Consider the following 21,876-nt stretch of genomic DNA (forward strand, 5'->3'; position numbering starts at 1 on the left):
TCCAGATCATTGGAATAATTTATGGCACCGGCCCGAAAGCCGCAGTCTATATTGCTGTTTGTCGCGTTCATTGTGTTCATCGATATGATGGGCATTGGCTTGATACTGCCTGTCATGCCTTCGCTTATCACCGACCTCACCGGCGCATCGATTGACCGCGCGGCTGAAATTGGTGGATGGCTGCTATTCTCCTACGCAATGATGCAATTCCTGTTTGCCCCGGTAATTGGTGGGTTGAGCGACCGTTTTGGACGACGCCCCGTCTTGCTGACGACATTGTTTCTCCTCGGACTCGACTATGCAATCATGGCGTGGGCACCTGACCTGGTCTGGCTATTTATCGGCCGGATCATATCCGGCATCATGGGCGCAAGCTGGGCGGCGGCCAATAGCTGCGTGGCCGATGTCGCTAAACCTGCAGAGCGCGGCAAGTTTTTCGGTATATTGGGCGGCGCTGGCGCCTTTGGCTTCGTTATCGGACCTGGGCTTGGTGGCATATTGGGGGAATATGGTGACCGGCTGCCCTTTATTGCGGCATCTATATTGGCATTAATCGGTACGGCCATTGGCATCGTGATCCTGAAAGAAACATTACCGGAAGACAAACGCCGGGCCTTCTCCCTCTCCCGCGCAAATCCGATGGGCAGCATTATGCAAATGTCGAAAACACCTCTCGTCATTGGCTTTTTGTCAGCTATCTTCGTGCTTCAGCTCGCAGCACAGGCGCAGATCGCGGTTTGGGCCTATTGGCTGATCGAACGGTTTGACTGGAGCAAATTGGAAATTGGCCTCAGTGTTGCCCTCTTCGGTATATTGTTGGCGCTCGTCCAAGGTGTTCTGACTGGCCCTGTCATTGCACGGGTTGGCGAGCGACGAACGGCCTTGATCAGCCTCATGTTCGGCATGCCTGCCTATCTTTGTTTCGCCTTTGCTCCGTCAGATGCCTTTGTCTATATCGGCATCATCATAGGAGCGGCGAGCGGCTTTGCTTTCCCTGCCATGCAGCAGATGATGAGTAGCCGGATTAGTGAAGACGCTCAGGGTGAATTGCAAGGAGCGGTTGCCAGCATGATCAGCCTGACCTCGATATTCGGCCCGGTGGTCATGACGATGATTTTTGGCGCCTATGCCGATGCAGAGGGGATTTATTTTCCGGGCGCGCCTTTCCTTGTCGGAACTGCGCTGATGGCGCTTTCGGTGTTCATCTATATTGTCACGGTCCGGCGCTATTACTCAGCCCCTAACTGATCAACAGCTAGAGCTGCCTCTCTCGGGTTATCACTAAACAGTCCGTCGATTCCGGTTGCCAGATAGGTTTTAATTTCAGCCTTCACATCCCCAATAGCCGATGCCGTATAGCCGCCCTGAAACTCCGTGGGTAGGAACACATTCTCGATACGGAAGGTCCACGGATGAACCAAAAGGCCGGCTGCATGTGCGTCTGCGACAAGGCTGGTCGGCTTCTTCAGACGATCTTGATCGTCGCGACCAATGATCAGATTTTTGGATGGCCCTATGCCATCCGCATATCTAGCGATTTCTGAGAGCCCGGTCTCAGTCACCATATCCGCGTAAAGGATTTCCGGTAAATCGGGGGGTCCGCCTTGATCCGCAACAAGTTGTACCAGCTGGATGTCCGTTTTTTTGTCCAGTGCCTGCAAGTTTCCAACCTCGAAAGACTGAATAAACACCGGATCATCGGCACCTTCAAAACCATATTCTTTGAGCAACGCCAGCATCGGTTGTTCATGAGCCAGGCCAATGGAAGCAAAATAAGATGGATGCTTGGTTTCCGGGTAAACACCAATCCGTTCGCCCGTTTTCGTTTCATGTGCTTTGATCAGTTGCAGCACCTCTTCGAAAGTCGGGATTCCGAATTGCCCATCATAGGGCGTGTTTTGAGGTCTGACGTCCGGAAGTCGCTCTTTTGCACGCAATGTTTTTAGCTCTGCCAGCGTGAAATCTTCGGTAAACCAACCGGTATAATCCCGTCCGTCAATCGTCTTGGTCGTTTTGCGTTCGGCAAATTCCGGTTTATCCGCAACATTTGTCGTACCACTAATCTCGTTTTCATGCCGAGCAATCAGCACGCCGTCTTTGGTCAATACCAGATCCGGTTCGATGAACTCGGCACCGTGATCGATGCCCCGCTGATAAGCCTCCAATGTATGTTCAATCGTATCCCCGCTAGCTCCGCGATGCGCGATGACGATAGGTGGATTACCGGACAGGGTAGCAGCATCTTTCAATGGCATGTCACTACTCTCCGGTTGGGCACTGCAAGCACTGGCTAAGACCAGTATCGAAAGAGTTAGAAGAACGCGCCCGGACATCAATCTGACACTTCGACGCCGTTCCAGAAAGCGATCCGGTCCTTAATCTCGTGTGCTGCGTCTTTTGGTTCGGGATAATACCATGCCGCGTCAGGGTTGGTCTGCCCATCAATGACCAATGTGTGATAAGAGGCTGTTCCTTTCCAAGGACAAAAGGTGGTTTTCTCGCTGTCTGTTAGCCAATCCGATTTGACGGCATGACGAGGAAAATAGTGATTGCCTTCAACCACTACTGTGTCGTCGCTTTCTGCTATTGTCGCGCCGTTCCATTTTGCCGTAACCATCTCATTCTCCAATATTTCAGAACCAGGACTATCGTGACCGACAAAGTCAGCGGTGTCCATATCCATATAGCTTCCGATTGTAACACTTTCATGCCCCGCGCAGAGATAAAATTCGATATCCCGATAGGCGATACGGCGACCGGCGTCAGCGGTGCGAAATGACGGGTCTCATCCCATGGCCAAAACAGGGCTGCCCCCAATCCGCCGTTAGTCATTGTATCAAGAAGCCCGTGCGAAGCCATAGAAATAAATAGAAAAATTCCGGCAACGACATAGCGTCCCGGACGAATCAACGCGACTGCCAACAGAGCGGAAATGGCCGCGAATAACAGTGAGTGACTTGCCCCACGGTGCCCCCAGCTATCGGAATAGTCGATCCCCAAGCCAAAGCCGATAACATCTGCGTCGGGCAGCATCGCGAAGACTATTCCGGTCCCGATTACCGGAACCGATAGACGACCTCGTCCCAACATCAATGCTCCGGCAATCGGAATTGCAGCATGTGACATTATCGTCGGCATTAGCCCGCGCTACCTGAGCATTCTAACTGTTGCGCGCCGACAGACCGGCCGCCTCATAATCTGCGGCTTTGAAACCCACGACAAGTTCGTCGCCATGCTCAAGAACCGGGCGTTTGATCATGCTTGGGTTTTCCGCCATCAACATGATGGCGCTGTTTTCATCGATATTTTCTTTCATCATATCTGGTAGCTTCTTGAACGTCGTACCGCGCTTGTTGAGCAACGGCTCCCAGCCAACCTGCATCACCCAGAGTTCCAACTTGTCCTTGGTGATCCCAGACTTTTTATAGTCGTGGAAGACATAGTTTATACCGTTTCGTTCCATCCAGTTGCGTGCCTTTTTGATCGTGTCGCAATTGGAAATACCATACATTTTTGTTTCGTTAGCCATGACTATACTCATCCTGTTTTCTGACATTGCTCATTATTTGGATCAGCAACGCACTCTCCAAAGGGATTAGCCAGAAATAATCGCTGCGCAAGAGCCAATCTCTAGAAGATCAGCCTAGCCCTGCTCTTTATCTTCAACAGCAATATCAAAGTGCAGTACATCTTCACGCGTTCCAAGGCCGGTGTAGAGGGCAATAGCGGGATCATCCCCATGATCCGCCTGTACAAAGACCACCCAAGCACCTCGCTCCGATGCGATTTTGCGCACGGCGTCGAATAGCTTTGTCGCGATATGCTTCCGGCGAAAGTTCTCAAGAACCGCCAGATCGTAGATGTAGATCTCGGAGCGCTCCTGCTCCAGTTTTTCCAATTCATAGGCCGCTATCCCGCCGACAACTTCTCCATCTACTAACGCGACAAGTGCAATGAAGTGCTCACGGGCCAGTAGTTTCTGGAGATAGGCGTCGCCGGATGCCGCGGAATCATAGGTCTCTTCTTCCTCAAATGCCGTTCCGAAAATATCTAACAGGCCGCGTGCGAGCTCTGTATCTTCTGAGGTTAACTGTCGGATCATAGGGGGCGGTGAAACTTCAGGCATGATCACTCCTACATAACAGAAACACGGATCATGCTAAACGAAACTAACCTGGAATATCCCGTTTGCATCAACAGCAGCACTTATTCAAACCGCCGGCCAATGGTCACGACCGGCTGCACCTCATATCCAAGCGCTTCATAAAACCCGATAGCCTGCTCGTTATCCTCCCGCACCATCAACTGGATTTTTGGCGCACGCCGTTCAAGCAACCAATGCTCTGCTGCTAACATCATCTCTCGTCCCAGACCGTGCATACGGCTGTCTGGTGCCACACCGAGATAATAGACCCAGCCGCGATGGCCGTCATAACCCACCATGACTGTTGCCATCAGATGCCCCTCCTTCTCCAGACACAGGATATCAGCCGCCGGGTTCTCCACAGCCCGCGTAAAATCGGCCGCAGCATCATTCCACGGGCGAGTAAGATCGCAGGCCTCCCAAAGCGACAAGACCGCATCGCAATCATCCGCAACCGCAATACGCGTCCTATTCACGATGCTGCACTCTCATGATGCCGCACTCCAGCATCCTGGCCAGTTTGACAGTCACCACGGACTGGACAAGTTGCACAATCGGGGCGGGACGGACGACAGTGGATCTGGCCCAGCCGTTTTACCAGCAGATGATGCTCATCGACATCCGCTGCTGTCCAGTCCGGTGGCAGAACAGGCATCAAAATGTCATAGACTCGCGCCGTATCCGCTTTGGCAGGCACCAGTCCAATGCGCTGAACCACCCGGCGGTGATGCGTGTCGATGACCAACGCCTTGCGTTCCAACATACTGTTGGTCATCACACCAGCACTGATCTTGCGCGCAACACCGGGCAGAGTTTCCAGCCATGCCATCGCCTCTGCAGTTTCCATTTCCATCAAATGAGGCAGATCAGCCGCCCCGCATTGCCTGATGATTTCGGTGAGACAATCTTGCAACCGGCTTGCCGACAGATCCGGAAAAGTTTGATTTGCCAGAGAATCTGTAAGTGCTTCCAAGGGCTGCCCTGCAACAGCTTCCCAACTACCCAGATCCGCCAGCAAGCGATCGGTTGAAGCGTTGGACACCGCCGTTTTCGTTCGTGCGCCAATTACACCTTGTACCAATGTCCAGACCGGGTCGCGGCGCTTGTTCGCCGGACGCACAATCCGCCCGAATTGTGCGATCAGTTGCCGCTGGATCCGATCCAGCAAAGCGGGTCGGGAATCGAAGTCAAAGGTCGCCTGCATGGGACGCAGGATGCCTTGAGACCCTGCATATGACAAGGTGGTCGCGGACAGACAGCCGCGATAGTCAGATATCAACCACTATTTTTCCGAAATGCGCGCCCGATTCCTGATGACGGAAGGCGTCGGCCAAATCCGATAGCGGGAAATGCTTGTCGAGCACCGGCTTGATGCCATTGACGTTTATCGCCGCAATCATATCAAGCTGCTGCGCGCGGCTTCCGACGGTCAGGCCCTGCACGCGTAGGTTCTTGGCCATCAACAAACCGGTCTGAACCGGCCCGGCAAATCCGGTCAGTACACCGATCAGTGCAATATGCCCGCCAATGCGTGTAGCCATCATGGATTGGTCCAGCGTGCCCGGACCGCCAATTTCAACCACGCAATCGACACCCTTACCGCCGGTAAGCTCAAGCACTTTTGGTCCCCAGGCCTCGACGTCCTTGTAGTTGATCAAATAATCCGCGCCTAACGCCTTGAGCCGCTCCAGTTTTTCGTCGGATGAAGACGTTGCAATTACCGTCGCGCCTGCCGCTTTGGCAAATTGCAACGCAAATATCGAAACGCCGCCGGTACCTTGCACCAACACTGTATCGCCCGGTTTTACGGAGCCATCAACAAACAGGGCTCGCCAGGCAGTGAGCCCCGCGCAGGTCAGCGTCGCCGCTTCGGCAGCGCTATAGCCCTGAGGCGCATGGGTCCAGGCTGTGGCCGGGCCAACCGCCTGTTCACAAGCGTAACCATCAATCCCGTCACCGGGCACGCGCTGGAACCCGCCTTCGGGCGGGGTGCCATCGATCCAGTCGGGAAAGAAGGTCGAGACCACTGCATCACCAACTTTAAACTCGGTAACCCCCTCACCCACCGCAGTTACTTCGCCTGCGCCGTCTGACATAGGAATACGGTTTTCGGCCGTCGGCAGCATACCCTTGACCACCGCATAATCATGATAGTTGAGCGAAGAAGCCCGCAGCCGCACCGCAATTTCACCCGCATCCGGGGCGGCAGGTTCTGGGAGATCGACCAATTTGAGATTATCGAGCGATGCGGGAGCTTGAAGTTGGATGGCTTTCATGGGTTTTCTCCTAGATATTTTTCAGAATAATTATTTTTCAACTCTATTGGCCTGATGCATCTTCCAAAGCCAGCGCGCCGCCATCCCTATGACCAGAGCGCAGAACAGCCAGATAAGCTGATAAAGGCCAGCCAGACCAATCCAAGGATGAGAGTGGCTTTGTTCGGCCATATAAATAATTTGAACCACATTTGGGATAAAAACTGCTGCCTCAACCGCAATCAAATATGCAAGCCAACTTGACGGAACGTTCCAAGCGGCAAGCGTAGCGATGAATGCCGGGGCGACAAAAAACCAGTCAGCCAAGTCTGACCCGTTCATTGAAGCGAATTGTGCCAGCCAGCCGGGATACATTTCTTCGACCGTACCAAATACAATGACAAGGCTAATCGTTGGTATAAGTAGTGCCAGCAAACGGGCCAATGGGGATAGATATCTCCGCTTCACTCCCACTCAATCGTTCCCGGTGGCTTCGAGGTATAATCGTAAACCACTCGGTTTATTCCCTTCACCTCATTGACAATTCTTGTCGCAACCCGTGTCAGGAAGCTGGCGTCAAAGGGATAGACATCGGCGGTCATGCCATCGGTACTGGTCACAGCACGCAGGCCGCAAACGCTGTCATAGGTGCGGTGATCGCCCATCACGCCGACTGTCTTCACCGGGAGCAATACTGCAAAAGCTTGCCAGATCGCATCATATAATCCGGCATTTCGGATTTCTTCCAGATAGATAGCATCGGCTTTGCGTAAAATGTCGCAACGTTCTTTGGTCACTTCTCCGGGGATGCGGATGGCAAGACCCGGACCAGGAAATGGATGGCGGCCGACGAAAATCTCCGGCAGACCAAGCTCGCGGCCCAGCGCGCGCACTTCATCCTTGAACAGTTCGCGCAGCGGTTCAACCAGTTTCATATTCATGCGTTCGGGAAGCCCGCCAACATTATGGTGCGACTTGATCGTCACGCTCGGTCCACCTGTAAAGGATACGCTCTCGATCACATCTGGGTATAGCGTGCCTTGCGCAAGAAAATCTGCGCCGCCGACTTTTTTTGCCTCGATTTCAAAGACATCAATAAAGGTCTTGCCAATAAACTTGCGCTTCTTTTCCGGATCCGTCTCGCCCTTCAGGCCGTTCAGGAATAGTGTCTCGACGTCGAGATGTACGAGCGGAATATTATAATGACCTTTGAACAGGCTCACAACCTGATCCGCCTCGCTCTGCCGCATCAATCCGTGATCGACAAAGACGCAGGTTAGCTGTTCGCCAATCGCCTCGTGAATCAGCACCGCCGCAACTGCGCTGTCAACGCCGCCGGAAAGGCCACAAATAACTTTACCGTCACCGACCTGTTCACGGATTTCCTTGATCTTGGCAGCCTTAAACTCCGCCATCGTCCAGTCACCGGCACAGCCGCAGACATGACGGACGAAATTGGCGATCAGCTTGCCGCCATCAGGCGTATGCACCACTTCAGGATGGAACTGCATGCCGTAAAAACGTTTCTCATCATCAGCGATAATCGCAAACGGCGCGCCTTCCGTAGTCGCGACAATCCGAAAGCCGGGAGCAAACTCGGTAACCTTGTCACCGTGACTCATCCACACCTGATGCTTTTCACCGACCTTCCAAAGGCCATCAAATAGAACGCAGCTTTCCGAAATCTCGATAAAGGCCCGGCCAAACTCGCCGCTTTCGCCGCCCTCAACCTGACCGCCCAATTGCGTCGTCATGACCTGCTGGCCATAACAGATTCCGAGAACCGGAATATCGGCATCGAGAAACGCTTGCGGAATGCGCGGACTGCCGTCCTCGGTGACACTTGCCGGACCGCCAGAGAGGATAATCCCCTTAGGCTTCATCCGTGCAAACGCCTCCTCGGCATTGTTGAACGGGGCGATTTCCGAATAGACCCCCGCTTCACGAACCCGGCGGGCGATAAGCTGCGTGACCTGAGAGCCGAAATCGACGATCAGGATGGTTTCTTCATGGGCAATAGACATGATGAGCGCTTAATCCGATGCGCCCGGAGAGTCTATAGGTTGTCGCGCGGATTGAACAGATTTTGACCTTTATTCAAAGCCGGGCGAGCAGTTGGTCGATCTGTGCTTGTTGTTCCCTGCCTGCGAAGGCTTTCAGGCCAGAGATGACCCGCTTTGCTTCGGTATTTTTTCCATTGGCAGCAAGCGCATTGGCAAGATGCCAGCGAATCTCCAGATTTCCTGGTGCACGCGCCGACGCTTGGCGCAGCAGCTGTAACGCTTCACCAATGTCCTGACCTGATTGCAGTAGGGTCCAACCGAGCGTGTCAATGACATTGGGGTCATCGGGCGTCAGAGCAAGAGCGGCGCGGGCGAATTTGACGGCCTCCGCCTTGTTGCCCAGCTCTAGCTGGACGAGCGCACTATTGTTCATGATGATCGCATTGCTGCTAAGGCCGGATGCCCGCAGATCGGCATAGATGCTATCTGCCTTTTGCCATTCCTTATTGGCGATCGCCTGCCCCGCTTCGGTCATTTTCAGTGCGATATCATCCCGTCCCCCCGGAGCTTTAGCGCGTTCGGCAAAACTGCTTGCTGACGGATCATCTTGGAGATCGCCCAACTTGGCCGCCAGAGCGAGCAATTGCGGAGTTGCCGTTGCTCGGTTGGCCGCTGGCTTGACCAGCTGATAGGCCTCCCGTTCATTCCCAGCTGCTGCAAGCGCGTGACCAAGAACGGTTGTCCCCTGCACATGACCCGGCATATCGAGGAGAAATCTGCGCAACTGGTCAATCGCCTGCTCGTGATTGCCTTTCAGATAGGCAATCTCTCCGCGCAACAAGGCCACGCCCGGAACATCATTCAGCGTCTCTCCGGCGCCCTGAACCAGTTCGTGGGCGCGGTCGATTTCGCCGTCATTGAATGCCAGCCTTGCCATCAGGAACAGCGCCATCGGATGCCCTGGGGCAATATCCAGCACTCTTTTCAGACCGGCCTTTGCCGCTTTATCGTCACCAAGGTCAGCATTTACCGCAGCGACTGAAAAGAGCGGAGTGACGCTGTCAGGATAGAGCTTCAATGCCTTATCAAAGACAGTTTTTGCAGCTGGTAAGTCCTGACGCATCAGAGCCAGTTGGCCAGACAGCAGCAGAGCATCAAGATTATCTGGTCCATGTTTAAGCGCCAAGGCTGCAGTCTGCCTCGCGGCACTGATATTGCGGTTGTCAATCTCGTAATTGCCACGCAATGCGAGTAATACTGGGTCGTTGGGCGCAGCGGCAAGACCTTCCGACAGTGCTGCCACAGCTTCCTCTTTACGGTCGAGTTGCAGCAGGGCCTGCGCCTTTACCCAATAGGTCAGGCTGACATGATCTGGATCCGGATTTTCAGTCAGCATCAATGCACGTTCCGGCATGTCCCGGAGCAGCAACGCATGCGCCATCAGGCTGGGCAGTTCTGCCTTATATTGTGCGCTATCGGCCAGCTTCTCCAACGCTGCCTCTGCCGCAACACCGTCGCCCAGGCGCAGCTGTGTTTTCGCAAATAGCAGGTTAGCTGCTGGATCAGCGCTGTTTTCCTGCAGCGCGGAAAGCAAATGTATACGCGCGCTGCGATAGTCATTTTTGGCAAAAGCCGCTTCAGCATCGGCCATTGGATCGCCCTCACCCAACGTGCAGGCGCCAAGCGAAAGCGCTATGGCAAGAAGTGAAGCCGTAATCGCGGTTTTTGGCAGATGAATCATCTGCCTCTGATAACCAGAAAAGCCTTTAGAAAAGCCTAAACCAACGATTGAAAGAACCTGAAAGCAGGGCAAAAAGAAACCGGGCGCTGATTGGGCCACCCGGTTTCAGTCGTTAATAAGTGAGGCTGTTTAAGCAGCCAGCGCTTTGCGCCGCCGCCGGGTTCCGGCCCAAAGGCCACCAACCGCAAGGCCGAGGAGACCCAGAGCACCCGGCTCCGGCACTTCCGATGCGATTTTTTCGAGATTGAAATTGATATCCCAGTGCCGAACCGCATGCCCATTTGGGTTAAGGATGTTCAACCATGCCGAACCGCCGAAATTACTGTTCTTGTCATTTGCCCCAGGGCCAAATTGCAAGGTTGTATTACCCGCAAAAGGGTCGTTCGGGTTTAAGGTATATACCGCACCGTCAATGCTGATTGTTCCGGATCCATTGGTGAAAAAGTCAATGTCTGGCGTGTCGGTTAGCGGATCATAATTGCCACCGCCGTTTTTGTAGTCAAATGGTGTATTCGCGATTGTCTCGAGAAAATTGCTGAAGTTCAGGTCCAACGTTGCCACCTGACCAGAACCGTTAATTGCGGTGCCAGTCAGTGTTGCAGTCTGCGCATCAGTATCATGGCTGAATGTGGTGCCGTCCTGGAAAGAATAGCGCCGGTTGCAACCTCGACCGACATTACCGGTGTAGAGACCATGCTTACAAGAGCCGCCGGTATAGTTGGTTGCCGCGTAATCGATAACGCCTGCAGATGCCGGTGTCGCATAAGCGGCAGCGAGGCCAATGGCGGTCAATGTTGCTATGGTAATCTTGCGCATGAGTTTTGCCCTGTTCTTCTGATCATTTCATCTATCGGCTTCGGACAATTCAACGTTAACAACTGAACAGTTCGAAGCCATTTGCATGTCAGAGAAGCAGGCCTCATGCCATTTCTACGAAGCATATATTTTACAGATACTTACACGGTTAAATTATCATTAACCATGTCATGAATGTAATCAATATCGACAATAAAGCCTTTAGAAATAAGGTTAACCGGCGGCTGTAACCCCCTGCTGCGCTTTGTCCCGCAATTCAGTTTTCAGGATTTTACCGATATGGCTGCGCGGCAGTTCATCGATTAGGTGTAGTTCTGACAGGCGCTGAGTTTTACCGAGTTCCGCGTTGGTCGCCGCTTTTACGGCCTCCAGATCCAGCGATGCGCCTTCTTCTGGAACGACAAATCCAACCGGTGTTTCTCCCCATTGCTTGGACGAAACACCAACCACAGCAGCATCGGCAACATCCGGTTGCATCATTAGCGCTTCTTCCAAGTCGCGGGGATAGATGTTGAAACCACCAGAGATTATCATGTCTTTGGACCGGCCCATCAAGGTGATGAAGCCATCTTCATCAACCTTGCCGATATCGCCCATACGCTGCCAGCGGTCGCCATTTTCGTCATACCAGCTGGCTTCTTCCGTTTTTTCCGGCTGGTTTTGATAGCCGCTCATCATAGTCTGCGAGCGCCCGACCAGCTCACCCATCTCGCCGGCAGGCAAGCGGTTCAGATCTTCATCCACTGTAATCACTTCGCTACCACCCCAGGCGATACCAACCGTGTGAAGCTTATCGGGAAATGCGTGCGCCAGTAAAATGCAGACGACCCCGCCCTCGGTCATTGAATAGATTTCGATAAGGCCGCCGGGCATGCGTGCGATGACCTCCGCCTTCAGTTCCGCCGAAAAAGGCGCACTGGTGCAATATTTATGAGTGAAATTGCTGAGATCATAATCGTCAAATCCATCAAAATCCATCAGCCGCTGATATTGCACTGGGACAAGCATTGTATGGGTCGCGCGGTTTTCCTGCGCCAATTCCAGCCACCGCTGGCAATCAAATTTGCGCACGAGAATGGAAGTCCCGCCATAAGCAACGGTTGCGACGAAGATACCGAGAGTCGTGTTCGAATAGAGTGGCGTGGAAAACAGGGAGACCTGGCCCGGCTGCCCATAGCCCGAATTTTCGCCAACTGCCATCTGATACCATCGCATTTGACGGCTATGGACAATGCCTTTGGGTGTGCCGGTGGTGCCGCTTGAATAGATGATGTTGAATGGATCTTCGGGCCCGACGCCGGGATCAGCGGGCGTTGCACCGTCCTCTGCCATCCAGTCCTGCATCAGCGGGGCGTCCTCTTCCGCGGCATCCATCATGATGTGTTGGAGCGGCGGCAGATCTATACCGCTTTCGAAAAGTTCGGCTCGCTTGGCGCTGTCGACAAATAGATGCATTGCGCCGCTATCGGCCATCATATTGGCGAGCTGCTTGGGTGTGGCGGAAGTTGTCAAAGGGGCCGCACAACCGCCTGCTATTATGGCGCCAAGATAGGCGATAGCGTAGCGGATGGTGGTCGCCCCGAGGATCGATACCGCCTGCCCTTTCCGCAAACCGTCGGCCTGCAATTGCGCTGCGACACGATTGGCCAAAGCTGCAGTTTCCCGCCAGTTGAGCCGCTCCTCGCCATCGTCCAAAGCAATGCGATCAGGCTGGTTGACAGCATGAGCATTGATGAGATCCGATAAGTTGCCAAAAGGTTGTTCGAGATAGGCGATAGGGTCAATTTTTGTCATGATCCGTTACTTCCTGCATCACGCGAAAAAATGCAATCCGATTAGCCGGCGACCAGTCTGACGAACGTGCTTTCAACCCAGCCGCTTTTACAGGGACCGTCATAGTTGCGTTTGGATCGTACGGGCGAAGAAACACCGCAATCCTGCGATCCGCCGGTTGTAGCGCTGTCATTGCCCGGCCCAGCGGCCGTTGCCGTGTCATCATACACGATGCCCAGCCATTGCTGATCGTGGCTGCGCGTACAGATATGGACCAACTGACCCGCAGGCAGTCCATCCTTGCGCTCTGCGGCATCGAACGGTGCGATAAGAACATCAAGTTCCGCCTCGCGCAAGCCGGTTACCCGGCCCATGGCCTGACAGGCATCAAAGCGCGGGCCACCTTCGCCGATACGCACCGGCCGCTCGCCAGGATTGGCGCCAACGCGCTCCGTCCGGCCAGTAGGATTGGCAGTATCGGTCTGACTTTCCTGCAAGTCATCACTGACCTGCGTGGTTTCAGAACAGGCGCTGGCTGCAAAACAGATTATCGCGGCGGGGATCAAACTTCTCATCATCTCTATGGTCTAGACCAAAAGGCAGGCTTTTGGAAAGATTTGAATGATCAATCGACCTACAACACAATCTGGGTCTGAGTGACCACCGCAACCAATGTCCCGTCTTCTAGCGATAATCGTGATTGCCAGACCGACTGCCGCCTTCCGACTTTCAGCGGTACAGCCTCACCGTAGAGTATCTGTCCTTCTGGCGCGGCGTTCAGAAAATTGGTCTTGCTCTCGGATGTGGTCGTGCCGTTCGAGCCTTCCGGCAAGTTAGCAAAGCCGCCAAAAGCACCCAATACATCTGCGAAAGTCATCACAGCCCCGCCATGAATGGACGGCGTGCCGCGGCCATTACCGGCCGTGCAGATATCTGGACGTACCAGCATTTCCCCAAGGATTTTATCCTTGGTCATTTCGGTGATCTTGATGCCCATGGTTTTGGCAAAGGGGACGATGTCGGCGGGGTTACTCATAATCTATGGCCCATTTTTTGTTTGGTTCACGCGAAGCCGCGAAGACGCTAAGTTCTTATGGTTGTTCACTATACGCTTGCAACCCTCTTTAAAGGTGGGAGAACCGAAGTTCATGAGAAGACCGAGTGGTAAGTGCATCAAACGCAGATAGGTCAATACCTGTTTGGCATGGACCGGCAGATGCCGTTCGGTTGACTTTAACTCGATAAGAAGTCTTTTTTCCACAATTAGGTCCGCACGAAAACCTTCCCGCAATAGGATATCTTCGTATTTTATACGGATCGGCTTTTGCCGATCGACTCTTAACCCGCGGCGTTCAAAAGCCTTGGCGAGCAATACTTCATAGACACTTTCAAGCAACCCAGGTCCCAGGTTGACATGCAGTTTATAGCCACAATCCACAGCAATGGCCGACAGCTCGTCCACCGAATATTTCACCGGAACTTCTTCGCATTCTTCGCGCGTTGACCTTGCGGTCGGCCTGCGGCTCGCGCGAGAAAATTATCCTATTTGTCCGCTTATGTTAAGCAATTGAAAAACCAGTAAAATAATATGCCAAAATCCAACAATTTGCTTGGGTTTAGAGTGCCTAACCGCTATCTTGCATCCATGAGTGAAAACACAGAAAATGACACCCCCGAAGGCACTGAAAACGCTTCCGATAGTTCCAACAAAAATGAATATGGCGCTGACTCCATCAAGGTCCTGAAGGGGCTTGATGCGGTTCGCAAGCGGCCCGGCATGTATATCGGTGATACTGACGATGGCTCGGGCCTGCATCACATGGTGTTTGAAGTATCGGATAACGCGATTGACGAGGCTCTGGCCGGCCATTGCGACCTGATTTTGATCACTTTGAATGCTGATGGTAGTGTATCTGTGGAGGATAATGGCCGCGGTATTCCTGTGGGCATGCACAAGGAAGAAGGTGTCAGTGCAGCCGAAGTCATCATGACCCAGCTCCACGCGGGCGGTAAATTTGAAAATACATCGGATGACAATGCTTACAAGGTCTCCGGCGGTCTCCACGGTGTTGGTGTTTCCGTTGTGAACGCGCTGTCCGAGTGGCTCGAACTCAATATCTGGCGCGATGGCAAAGAGCATAATATGCGCTTTGAATTTGGCGATGCCGTGCGCTCCCTGGAAGTCATTGGTGATGCGGGTGATAAAAAGGGTACGCGGGTTACTTTCTTCCCCTCGCCTGAGACGTTCAAGATTACCGAATTTGACTTTGAGAAGCTCGAGCACCGTTACCGTGAACTTGCGTTCCTGAATAGCGGCGTCCACATCCTGTTGCGTGACGAACGCCACGAAGAAGCCAAGGAAATCGATCTGTTCTACGAAGGCGGCATTGCGGCCTTTGTGCAATATCTCGACCGCAACAAGACCGCCCTGGTGCCGGATCCCATTGCCATCCATGGTGATCGCGATGATGTAACCATCGACGTCGCACTGGAGTGGAATGACAGCTATTATGAAAATGTCCTGTGCTTCACCAACAACATTCCGCAGCGCGATGGCGGCACCCATCTGGCAGCCTTCCGATCGGCCCTGACGCGGACGTTGAACAACTATGCCGAAAGCTCTGGTGCACTCAAGAAAGAGAAAGTCAAACTGACTGGCGATGATATGCGCGAAGGCCTGACCGCTATTGTATCGGTCAAACTGCCTGATCCGAAATTCAGTTCACAAACCAAGGATAAGCTTGTTTCCTCCGAAGTCCGCCAGCCTCTGGAAAGCCTGATGGCTGACAAACTGGCGGAATGGCTGGAAGAAAATCCGCAAAATGCCGCCATGGTTGTCCAGAAAGTGATCGACGCTGCTGCGGCTCGGGAAGCGGCCAAGAAGGCGCGTGAGCTGACCCGGCGCAAAGGCGCAATGGATATTGCCTCCCTGCCCGGCAAACTGGCTGATTGCCAAGAACGCGATCCGGCAAAATCCGAACTGTTCCTGGTGGAGGGTGATTCTGCTGGTGGCTCTGCCAAACAGGGCCGCGATCGCCATTATCAGGCAATCCTGCCGCTCAAGGGTAAAATCCTCAACGTCGAACGCGCCCGCTTTGACCGGATGCTCTCCTCCAAAGAGGTCGGCACGCTGATTCAGGCGATGGGCACGGGCATCGGCCGAGAAGATTTCAACATTGAAAAGCTGCGCTATCACAAGATTGTCATCATGACCGATGCTGATGTCGATGGCGCGCATATCCGCACTTTGCTGCTGACATTTTTCTATCGGCAAATGCCGGAAATCGTTGAAAATGGGCATCTCTACATCGCACAGCCGCCGCTCTACAAAGTTGGCAAGGGCAAGAGCGAGGTCTATTTGAAAGACGATAACGCGCTCGACCAGTATCTGGTTGATGCCGGTCTGCAGAGCATGATCTTGCAGACCAGTGAAGGTGCACGGTCCGGCGAGGATTTACGCAGTCTGGTCGAGCATGGCCGGCGCATGCGGGCACTTATGGCCTATGTCCCGCGCCGCTATGACAGCACGATTGTCGAAGCCATGGCGCTGACCGGCGCGCTTAATCCGCAACATGGCCCTGCCGAGCGGCAAGCCGCTGTGGAGGCTGCCGCGGCTTGGATGGATGCCGTCGACGACGAAGGCCGTTGGTCAGGCAGCCTATCCGAAGAAAACGGCTATCTGTTTGAACGGCTTTGGCGCGGTGTGACCGACCATCACATCATCGAAACCAAATTTCTGGAGTCTGCAGAGGCCCGCAAATTGCATAGTCTCGCCTCTGAACAGAGCGCCACCTACGCCAAGAGTAGCCGTCTGGTGAAAGGCGCGGCAGAAGACAGTGAAGATGATGGCAGTGCAGGAACCGAAGGTACGCTTATCACCCGTCCGTCAGAACTGCTGGAAGCGATATTGGCCGCTGGCCGCAAAGGGCTATCCTTCCAGCGCTACAAAGGCCTGGGAGAGATGAATGCCGAACAGCTATGGGAAACCACGCTGGACCCGGAAGTCCGCTCTCTGCTGCAGGTTACGGTCGAACAAGCCGATGTCACCGACGAAATATTCACCAAGCTGATGGGCGACGTGGTCGAACCACGGCGGGAGTTTATCGTCGATAACGCGCTGAACGTTGCCAATCTGGACGTTTAACCGATTTTATCCTGGCTAGTGAAAGCTAGTCGGCAATTTTCAATCCGATGGCATCGGCCATGAAGCCGTAAATATCGGAATATTCCTCGATCAGCTTGTCTGTCGGTTTACCGCTGCCATGCCCTGCCCGCGTTTCGATGCGGATCAAATGTGGTTTGTCACCGGTGTTAAGCGCTTGCAGGCGTGCGGTATATTTGAAGCTATGCCCCGGAACCACACGGTCATCGGTATCCGCCGTTGAGACCATCAGCGCCGGATAGTCCGTACCATCCTGAATATTGTGATAGGGCGAATAGCTCAGCAATTTCCGGAAATCCGTTTCCTTGTTGGGATAACCATAGTCATCGACCCAATAACGACCGGCGGTAAACCGATCGAAGCGCAGCATATCCATCACGCCGACAGCAGCATGACCGGCGGTGAACAGGTCCGGGCGCTGATTCATCACCGCACCGACCAGCAGACCGCCATTGGAACGGCCTTCAATCGCCAGGCCGTCTTTGGGTGTAATGCCTTCGGCGATCAGATATTCACCAGCGGTAATGAAATCATCAAACACGTTCTGTTTGTTTTGCAAGCGTCCGCCATCATGCCACTCTTTGCCATATTCACCACCGCCGCGCAGATTGGCAGAGGCATAAACACCGCCCGCCTGAATCCACGCCAATTTCGGTGCACTATATCCCGGCAGGACCGAAATATTGAAACCGCCATAACCGTATAACAGCGTTGGCGCGCCCTCACTTAGGTCGAGATCCTTTTTGTGGACCAGGAACATCGGGATTTTAGTGCCATCTTTGCTCTCGTAAAAGCGCTGAGACACAGTAATGCTCTCGGGGTCAAAAGGAATATCCGGTTTTGCCCAGATAGTCGGTGCACCGGCTGCACTGAAATTATAGATTGTCGCAGGCCGGTTGAAGCTTTCAAAGGCGAAATAGCCTTCAGATGCCTTTGCCGATCCGTCCAGCCCTTTCACTTGTCCCAACCCTGGCAGATTCACCAAGCCCTTGGGAGCACCATCTAGCGCAAATAGCTCGAGCCGGCTTTTGGCATCATCAATATAATCCACCGCCAGCGTGTCACCGACCAAAATGGCATCGTCAATCGTCGCGACATGCTCAGGGACAACTTCGATCCATTCCGGTGTCTCGGCACTGACATCAGTTTTCATGACCCGCAGGCGCGGTGCATCCTTATTGGTCGCAAAATAGAGCGTATCGCCAACGCCATCGATCAGCGACCAGTTGTGATCAAAACCGCTGACAAGCTTTCGCGGCTCAATTTCATTGGCATCCACTTTGACCAGAGTAATTTCATAACGATCATCGGTTCCGGAGGAGGATGTGATAACCACCCATCTCTTGTCCGAGGTTACCGTAGCAGTATGGCTCAATTCAGGTTGCTCAGGGGTAGCGTAAACCTTGATATCCCGGCTTTGTTCCTTGCCGAGCATATGCATATAGATGGTGTGGTTTTTGTTCAGTGACTGAAAAGCTTCCCCCTCTTCCGGCTCGGGAAAACGGGAATAGAGAAAGCCGCTATTGCCCGGCATCCAGGCAAGATCGCTGAATTTCACCCATTCCACAGTGTCCTTCATAATCTCGCCAGTTGCGACATTCATGACCTTCAAGGTGCGCCAGTCAGAGCCGCCGTCCTGAACCGCATAAGCAAGCAAACTGCCATCTTCCGAAGGCTTCCATTCCGCCAGCGCCGTTGCGCCATCTTCGGACCAATCCGCAGGATCGATCAGCACGCGCTCTTCACCGGCATCCTCATCCCGGACGTAAAGTATGGCCTGATTCTGGCCGCCACTCTTGCGTTCGTAGAAATATTTTCCACCCACTTTGACTGGTGGTTCAAGCTCGTCATAGTCAAAAAGAGCGGTCATAGCTGCAGCCAGCGGTTCGCGGCCCTCCAAAGTGGCCAGATAGCTGTCGGTTACTGCATTTTGCGCTGCGACCCAGGCGGCGACATCTGCGTCTTCACGCACGTCATTTTCCAGCCAACGATAGGGGTCAGCAATGGGCTCCCCAAATTGTTCTTCAACAACATCGACAGTGTTGGTTTTCGGATAGGTCAGAGCATCATCCTTCGCTTGTGTTTCGGATTGGGCAAAGGCCGGATTGGAGGTGATTGCCGAACTGCTGGCCAGTGCCAGAGCAAATAGGCTGGTGATACGCATAAAATTCCCCGAAAACTGTAAAACACAAAGAAAAGAGGCCGCGAGCTTATCGCTCACGGCCTCTTATATCAATTGAAACTGTTACTCAGCTCAAGTGGCTTACGCCTCTTCGAAATCTTCTTCAGCATTCTGGTCTGGACCGCTGTCCTGACCTTTTGCTTCTTCGTTCCGGTCAACCAGTTCGATTACCGCCATTGCAGCAGCATCGGAATCACGGAAACCGGCTTTGATGATCCGCGTATAACCGCCACTACGGTCGCTGTAACGCTCGGCCAACTCGCCAAAGAGCTTCTTTTCCTGAGTCTCGTCCATCAAACGCGCATGCGCCAGACGACGGTTGGACAAGCCACCTTTTTTCGCCAATGTGACCAGTTTCTCCACATAAGGCCGCATTTCTTTGGCTTTAGGCAGGGTTGTCATGATCTGCTCATGCTTGATCAGTGCCGCAGACAGGTTTTTCAGCAAAGCCTGACGGTGAGCACCGGTCCGCTGCATACGGCGGCCCTTCATTCTATGACGCATATTCTATACTCCTGTTTGTATGGGGGCCGTATCAGGTACCCCAATCCGGGCGGTGATGTTCAGGCCACCGCCAAAAACCTGTTTAGCCCAAAAGCTCTTGTTCAAGCTTTTTCGCCATTTCTTCGATATTTTCAGGCGGCCATCCGGGGATGTCCATGCCGAGACGCAGACCCATGCTGGAGAGCACTTCCTTGATCTCATTCAAGGACTTGCGGCCAAAGTTAGGCGTACGCAGCATTTCGGCTTCGGTCTTCTGCACGAGATCGCCAATATAGATGATATTGTCGTTCTTGAGACAGTTTGCCGAGCGAACCGAAAGTTCCAGCTCGTCGACCTTCTTGAGAAGGTAGCGGTTGAGCTGGTTGGCGTCGCTTTCCTGCTGGCTTTGAGCCGCTGCCATGCCGATAGGCGATGACACGCTTTCCAAAGCTTCTTCGAAATGCACGAACAGCTGCAACTGGTCCTGAAGAATGCGCGCTGCATAAGCAATGGCATCTTCCGGGGTCACGGTGCCGTCGGTATCGATGGTGAGGTTCAGCTTGTCAAAGTCAAGCTCCTGACCAACGCGGGCATTGTCGACTTTGTAAGAAACCTGACGGATTGGCGAGTAGAGCGAGTCTACCGGGATCAAGCCGATGGGTGCATCTGCCGGACGGTTAGCAACCGCAGGAACATAGCCTTTACCAACGTTGACGGTCAGTTCCATGTTGAACGACGCGCCTTCGTCAAGGTGACAGATAACCAGATCAGGGTTCATCACTTCGATGTCGCCGGAAACCGCAATGTCGCCTGCAGTCACTTCAGCAGGACCGGTTGCAGAAAGCTGCAAACGCTTGGCGTCTTCGCCTTCCATTTTCAAAGCGATCTGTTTGACGTTCAGAACAATGTCGGTGACATCTTCACGGACGCCGGGAAGCGATGAAAATTCATGCAGGGCATTTTCGATCTTGATCGAGGTTACTGCAGCGCCTTGCAGCGATGACAGCAAAACACGGCGCAGTGCGTTACCAATGGTCAAGCCAAAGCCGCGCTCAAGAGGTTCCGCTACAAAAGTAGCTTTGCGCTTGGGATCACCACCAGATTTTATATCGAGAACATTGGGCTTTTTGAGTTCTTGCCAGTTCTTCATATTGACAGTCATGGACTTCCCCTAGTGAGTTCAAAGAGTGGGTTGGACCGTTACCACTCCGAATTACCAAAAATTGGAAACTACCGGCCGGATAGCTCCCGTAAACTTGCGTGGCTTAAACGCGACGACGTTTGGACGGACGGACACCATTATGCGGGATCGGCGTAACATCGCGGATCGAGGTAATGGTAAAACCGACGGCCTGCAGCGCGCGAAGAGCGGACTCACGGCCAGAGCCAGGTCCTTTCACTTCCACTTCCAGGGTGCGAACACCGTGGTCAGCTGCTTTTTTGCCAGCGTCTTCCGCTGCAACCTGCGCCGCGTACGGCGTAGATTTACGAGAGCCTTTAAAACCCATCATACCTGCAGAAGACCAGCTTATCGCATTGCCCTGTGCATCGGTGATGGTGACCATCGTGTTGTTAAATGTGGCGTTGACGTGCGCTACGCCTGCCGAAATATTTTTACGCGCGCTCTTTTTTACGCGTTGTGGTTCGCGAGCCATTTGAAATTCCTACCTAATATCCAAAAGATAACTGTCTGTAGACAGATCTTATTTTTTCTTACCGGCAATCGCCTTGGGCTTACCTTTACGGGTGCGCGCATTGGTATGCGTACGCTGTCCGCGAACAGGAAGTCCTTTACGATGGCGAAGACCGCGATAGCAGGCCAGATCCATGAGACGTTTGATGTTCATTGCGGTCTCACGACGCAAGTCACCTTCAACAGTCAGATCCGCATCAATGGTTTCACGAATTTGCAAAACTTCCTGATCGGTAAGGTCCTGAACCCGGCGGGCTGGATCGATTTTCAATTTTTCAACAATTTCAGCCGCTTTCGTGCGTCCGATACCGTGAATATAGGTAAGCGAGATAATTACGCGCTTGTTTGTTGGGATATTTACCCCGGCAATACGTGCCAATATTTTTCTCCTGCTCCACAGAGACCGATTCGCCGGCCTCTATCTCATCGCTAAGCTGTTAAAAACACATCCAAAACGCACAAAACCAGCGGACGCCACGAAAGCGTTGCCGGTTGTGTTGGATTTCGAATAAAGCCCAAATAGGGAGAGTCGCTGGTGCTGTCAATAGCGGCTTATGCGACTGACACGGCTTTTTCGCAGAACAACGCCGACAGCATTTCTGACATGTTGCAGCGAGCAAGTCA

General features: G+C 53.3%; 23 protein-coding genes. 2 read left to right on the top strand and 21 right to left on the bottom strand.

The window, feature by feature from the left end:
* The first annotated feature begins 21 nt into the window (after positions 1–21).
* Positions 22–1,248 carry an MFS transporter gene (locus DG177_RS04920; protein ID WP_108810473.1) on the top strand — a complete coding sequence of 409 codons (1,227 nt, stop codon included), beginning with the start codon at positions 22–24 and terminating at the stop codon, positions 1,246–1,248.
* On the opposite strand, the gene DG177_RS04925 is transcribed toward DG177_RS04920, so the two are convergent.
* The 16 genes from DG177_RS04925 to DG177_RS05000 form a co-directional block, all read right to left on the bottom strand.
* Complete coding sequence (locus DG177_RS04925) at positions 1,230–2,255, bottom strand: glycerophosphodiester phosphodiesterase (RefSeq protein WP_337658520.1); 1,026 nt, start codon at positions 2,253–2,255, stop codon at positions 1,230–1,232. The genes DG177_RS04920 and DG177_RS04925 overlap by 19 nt on opposite strands.
* A 77-nt stretch (positions 2,256–2,332) precedes the next feature.
* Positions 2,333–2,617 carry a DUF427 domain-containing protein gene (locus DG177_RS04930; protein WP_108810475.1) on the bottom strand — a complete coding sequence of 95 codons (285 nt, stop codon included), beginning with the start codon at positions 2,615–2,617 and terminating at the stop codon, positions 2,333–2,335.
* Entirely contained in the window at positions 2,584–3,126 is a 543-nt protein-coding gene (locus DG177_RS04935; protein WP_337658521.1) for a metal-dependent hydrolase, read from the bottom strand. The genes DG177_RS04930 and DG177_RS04935 overlap by 34 nt, the downstream gene beginning before the upstream one ends.
* Positions 3,127–3,160: 34 nt before the next feature.
* Positions 3,161–3,529, bottom strand: a complete 369-nt coding sequence (locus DG177_RS04940) for an ArsC family reductase (protein ID WP_108810477.1) — start codon at positions 3,527–3,529, stop codon at positions 3,161–3,163.
* A gap of 114 nt (positions 3,530–3,643) precedes the next feature.
* Positions 3,644–4,102, bottom strand: a complete 459-nt coding sequence (locus DG177_RS04945; protein WP_108810478.1) for an AAC(3)-I family aminoglycoside N-acetyltransferase — start codon at positions 4,100–4,102, stop codon at positions 3,644–3,646.
* 104 nt (positions 4,103–4,206) lie between these two features.
* Positions 4,207–4,620: a GNAT family acetyltransferase gene (locus tag DG177_RS04950; RefSeq protein ID WP_337658523.1), complete on the bottom strand. Its 414-nt coding sequence runs from the start codon at positions 4,618–4,620 to the stop codon at positions 4,207–4,209.
* On the bottom strand, positions 4,617–5,423 hold the full coding sequence (locus DG177_RS04955) for an endonuclease III domain-containing protein (RefSeq protein WP_337658524.1): 807 nt from the start codon (positions 5,421–5,423) through the stop codon (positions 4,617–4,619). Before DG177_RS04955 ends, DG177_RS04950 begins: the two co-directional genes overlap by 4 nt.
* Positions 5,413–6,420, bottom strand: a complete 1,008-nt coding sequence (locus tag DG177_RS04960) for a zinc-binding dehydrogenase (RefSeq protein ID WP_108810480.1) — start codon at positions 6,418–6,420, stop codon at positions 5,413–5,415. Before DG177_RS04960 ends, DG177_RS04955 begins: the two co-directional genes overlap by 11 nt.
* A 30-nt stretch (positions 6,421–6,450) precedes the next feature.
* Entirely contained in the window at positions 6,451–6,843 is a 393-nt protein-coding gene (locus DG177_RS04965; protein ID WP_108810481.1) for a hypothetical protein, read from the bottom strand.
* A 20-nt stretch (positions 6,844–6,863) separates the two neighbouring features.
* Positions 6,864–8,423, bottom strand: a complete 1,560-nt coding sequence (guaA, locus tag DG177_RS04970; RefSeq protein ID WP_108810482.1) for a glutamine-hydrolyzing GMP synthase — start codon at positions 8,421–8,423, stop codon at positions 6,864–6,866.
* 73 nt (positions 8,424–8,496) lie between these two features.
* Complete coding sequence (locus tag DG177_RS04975; RefSeq protein WP_108810483.1) at positions 8,497–10,143, bottom strand: tetratricopeptide repeat protein; 1,647 nt, start codon at positions 10,141–10,143, stop codon at positions 8,497–8,499.
* Between the two features lie 129 nt (positions 10,144–10,272).
* Positions 10,273–10,959 carry a PEP-CTERM sorting domain-containing protein gene (locus DG177_RS04980; RefSeq protein ID WP_108810484.1) on the bottom strand — a complete coding sequence of 229 codons (687 nt, stop codon included), beginning with the start codon at positions 10,957–10,959 and terminating at the stop codon, positions 10,273–10,275.
* 213 nt (positions 10,960–11,172) lie between these two features.
* Positions 11,173–12,753 carry an AMP-binding protein gene (locus DG177_RS04985; protein ID WP_108810485.1) on the bottom strand — a complete coding sequence of 527 codons (1,581 nt, stop codon included), beginning with the start codon at positions 12,751–12,753 and terminating at the stop codon, positions 11,173–11,175.
* 41 nt (positions 12,754–12,794) lie between these two features.
* The gene (locus DG177_RS04990; RefSeq protein WP_337658525.1) at positions 12,795–13,310 is read right to left on the bottom strand and encodes a hypothetical protein; all 516 of its coding nucleotides are present in this window, start codon (positions 13,308–13,310) and stop codon (positions 12,795–12,797) included.
* Between the two features lie 56 nt (positions 13,311–13,366).
* Entirely contained in the window at positions 13,367–13,768 is a 402-nt protein-coding gene (locus tag DG177_RS04995) for a hotdog fold thioesterase (RefSeq protein ID WP_108810487.1), read from the bottom strand.
* Between the two features lie 3 nt (positions 13,769–13,771).
* The gene (locus DG177_RS05000; protein WP_108810488.1) at positions 13,772–14,206 is read right to left on the bottom strand and encodes a GxxExxY protein; all 435 of its coding nucleotides are present in this window, start codon (positions 14,204–14,206) and stop codon (positions 13,772–13,774) included.
* 171 nt (positions 14,207–14,377) lie between these two features.
* Between DG177_RS05000 and gyrB the strand changes: the two genes are divergently transcribed.
* Entirely contained in the window at positions 14,378–16,876 is a 2,499-nt protein-coding gene (gene gyrB, locus DG177_RS05005; protein WP_108812783.1) for a DNA topoisomerase (ATP-hydrolyzing) subunit B, read from the top strand.
* Between the two features lie 25 nt (positions 16,877–16,901).
* Here the strand turns inward: gyrB and DG177_RS05010 are convergent, their stop codons facing one another.
* From DG177_RS05010 to rpsM, 5 genes are all read right to left on the bottom strand, one after another.
* The gene (locus tag DG177_RS05010; RefSeq protein WP_108810489.1) at positions 16,902–19,058 is read right to left on the bottom strand and encodes a prolyl oligopeptidase family serine peptidase; all 2,157 of its coding nucleotides are present in this window, start codon (positions 19,056–19,058) and stop codon (positions 16,902–16,904) included.
* Between the two features lie 99 nt (positions 19,059–19,157).
* The gene (gene rplQ, locus DG177_RS05015; protein ID WP_108810490.1) at positions 19,158–19,580 is read right to left on the bottom strand and encodes a 50S ribosomal protein L17; all 423 of its coding nucleotides are present in this window, start codon (positions 19,578–19,580) and stop codon (positions 19,158–19,160) included.
* A gap of 82 nt (positions 19,581–19,662) precedes the next feature.
* The gene (locus tag DG177_RS05020; protein ID WP_108810491.1) at positions 19,663–20,721 is read right to left on the bottom strand and encodes a DNA-directed RNA polymerase subunit alpha; all 1,059 of its coding nucleotides are present in this window, start codon (positions 20,719–20,721) and stop codon (positions 19,663–19,665) included.
* Positions 20,722–20,824: 103 nt separating this feature from the next.
* Positions 20,825–21,214: a 30S ribosomal protein S11 gene (gene rpsK / locus DG177_RS05025; RefSeq protein WP_066745015.1), complete on the bottom strand. Its 390-nt coding sequence runs from the start codon at positions 21,212–21,214 to the stop codon at positions 20,825–20,827.
* A gap of 48 nt (positions 21,215–21,262) precedes the next feature.
* Positions 21,263–21,631 (bottom strand): 30S ribosomal protein S13, encoded by a 369-nt coding sequence (rpsM, locus tag DG177_RS05030; RefSeq protein ID WP_108810492.1) that lies wholly within the window; start codon positions 21,629–21,631, stop codon positions 21,263–21,265.
* Between the last annotated feature and the right edge of the window lie 245 nt (positions 21,632–21,876).

Origin of the sequence: Sphingorhabdus sp. Alg231-15, from assembly GCF_900149705.1 — a bacterium.
Lineage (GTDB): Bacteria > Pseudomonadota > Alphaproteobacteria > Sphingomonadales > Sphingomonadaceae > Parasphingorhabdus.

Bases quoted from the DNA above. Each gene is read 5' to 3' on its own strand.
- DG177_RS04920 (WP_108810473.1), top strand. From the start codon at position 22: ATGGCACCGGCCCGAAAGCCGCAGTCTATATTGCTGTTTGTCGCGTTC.
- DG177_RS04925 (WP_337658520.1), bottom strand. From the start codon at position 2,255: ATGCCATTGAAAGATGCTGCTACCCTGTCCGGTAATCCACCTATCGTC.
- DG177_RS04930 (WP_108810475.1), bottom strand. From the start codon at position 2,617: ATGGTTACGGCAAAATGGAACGGCGCGACAATAGCAGAAAGCGACGAC.
- DG177_RS04935 (WP_337658521.1), bottom strand. From the start codon at position 3,126: ATGTCACATGCTGCAATTCCGATTGCCGGAGCATTGATGTTGGGACGA.
- DG177_RS04940 (WP_108810477.1), bottom strand. From the start codon at position 3,529: ATGGCTAACGAAACAAAAATGTATGGTATTTCCAATTGCGACACGATC.
- DG177_RS04945 (WP_108810478.1), bottom strand. From the start codon at position 4,102: ATGATCCGACAGTTAACCTCAGAAGATACAGAGCTCGCACGCGGCCTG.
- DG177_RS04960 (WP_108810480.1), bottom strand. From the start codon at position 6,420: ATGAAAGCCATCCAACTTCAAGCTCCCGCATCGCTCGATAATCTCAAA.
- guaA (WP_108810482.1), bottom strand. From the start codon at position 8,423: ATGTCTATTGCCCATGAAGAAACCATCCTGATCGTCGATTTCGGCTCT.
- DG177_RS04975 (WP_108810483.1), bottom strand. From the start codon at position 10,143: ATGATTCATCTGCCAAAAACCGCGATTACGGCTTCACTTCTTGCCATA.
- DG177_RS04980 (WP_108810484.1), bottom strand. From the start codon at position 10,959: ATGCGCAAGATTACCATAGCAACATTGACCGCCATTGGCCTCGCTGCC.
- DG177_RS04985 (WP_108810485.1), bottom strand. From the start codon at position 12,753: ATGACAAAAATTGACCCTATCGCCTATCTCGAACAACCTTTTGGCAAC.
- DG177_RS04990 (WP_337658525.1), bottom strand. From the start codon at position 13,310: ATGATGAGAAGTTTGATCCCCGCCGCGATAATCTGTTTTGCAGCCAGC.
- DG177_RS04995 (WP_108810487.1), bottom strand. From the start codon at position 13,768: ATGAGTAACCCCGCCGACATCGTCCCCTTTGCCAAAACCATGGGCATC.
- gyrB (WP_108812783.1), top strand. From the start codon at position 14,378: ATGAGTGAAAACACAGAAAATGACACCCCCGAAGGCACTGAAAACGCT.
- DG177_RS05010 (WP_108810489.1), bottom strand. From the start codon at position 19,058: ATGCGTATCACCAGCCTATTTGCTCTGGCACTGGCCAGCAGTTCGGCA.
- rplQ (WP_108810490.1), bottom strand. From the start codon at position 19,580: ATGCGTCATAGAATGAAGGGCCGCCGTATGCAGCGGACCGGTGCTCAC.
- DG177_RS05020 (WP_108810491.1), bottom strand. From the start codon at position 20,721: ATGACTGTCAATATGAAGAACTGGCAAGAACTCAAAAAGCCCAATGTT.
- rpsK (WP_066745015.1), bottom strand. From the start codon at position 21,214: ATGGCTCGCGAACCACAACGCGTAAAAAAGAGCGCGCGTAAAAATATT.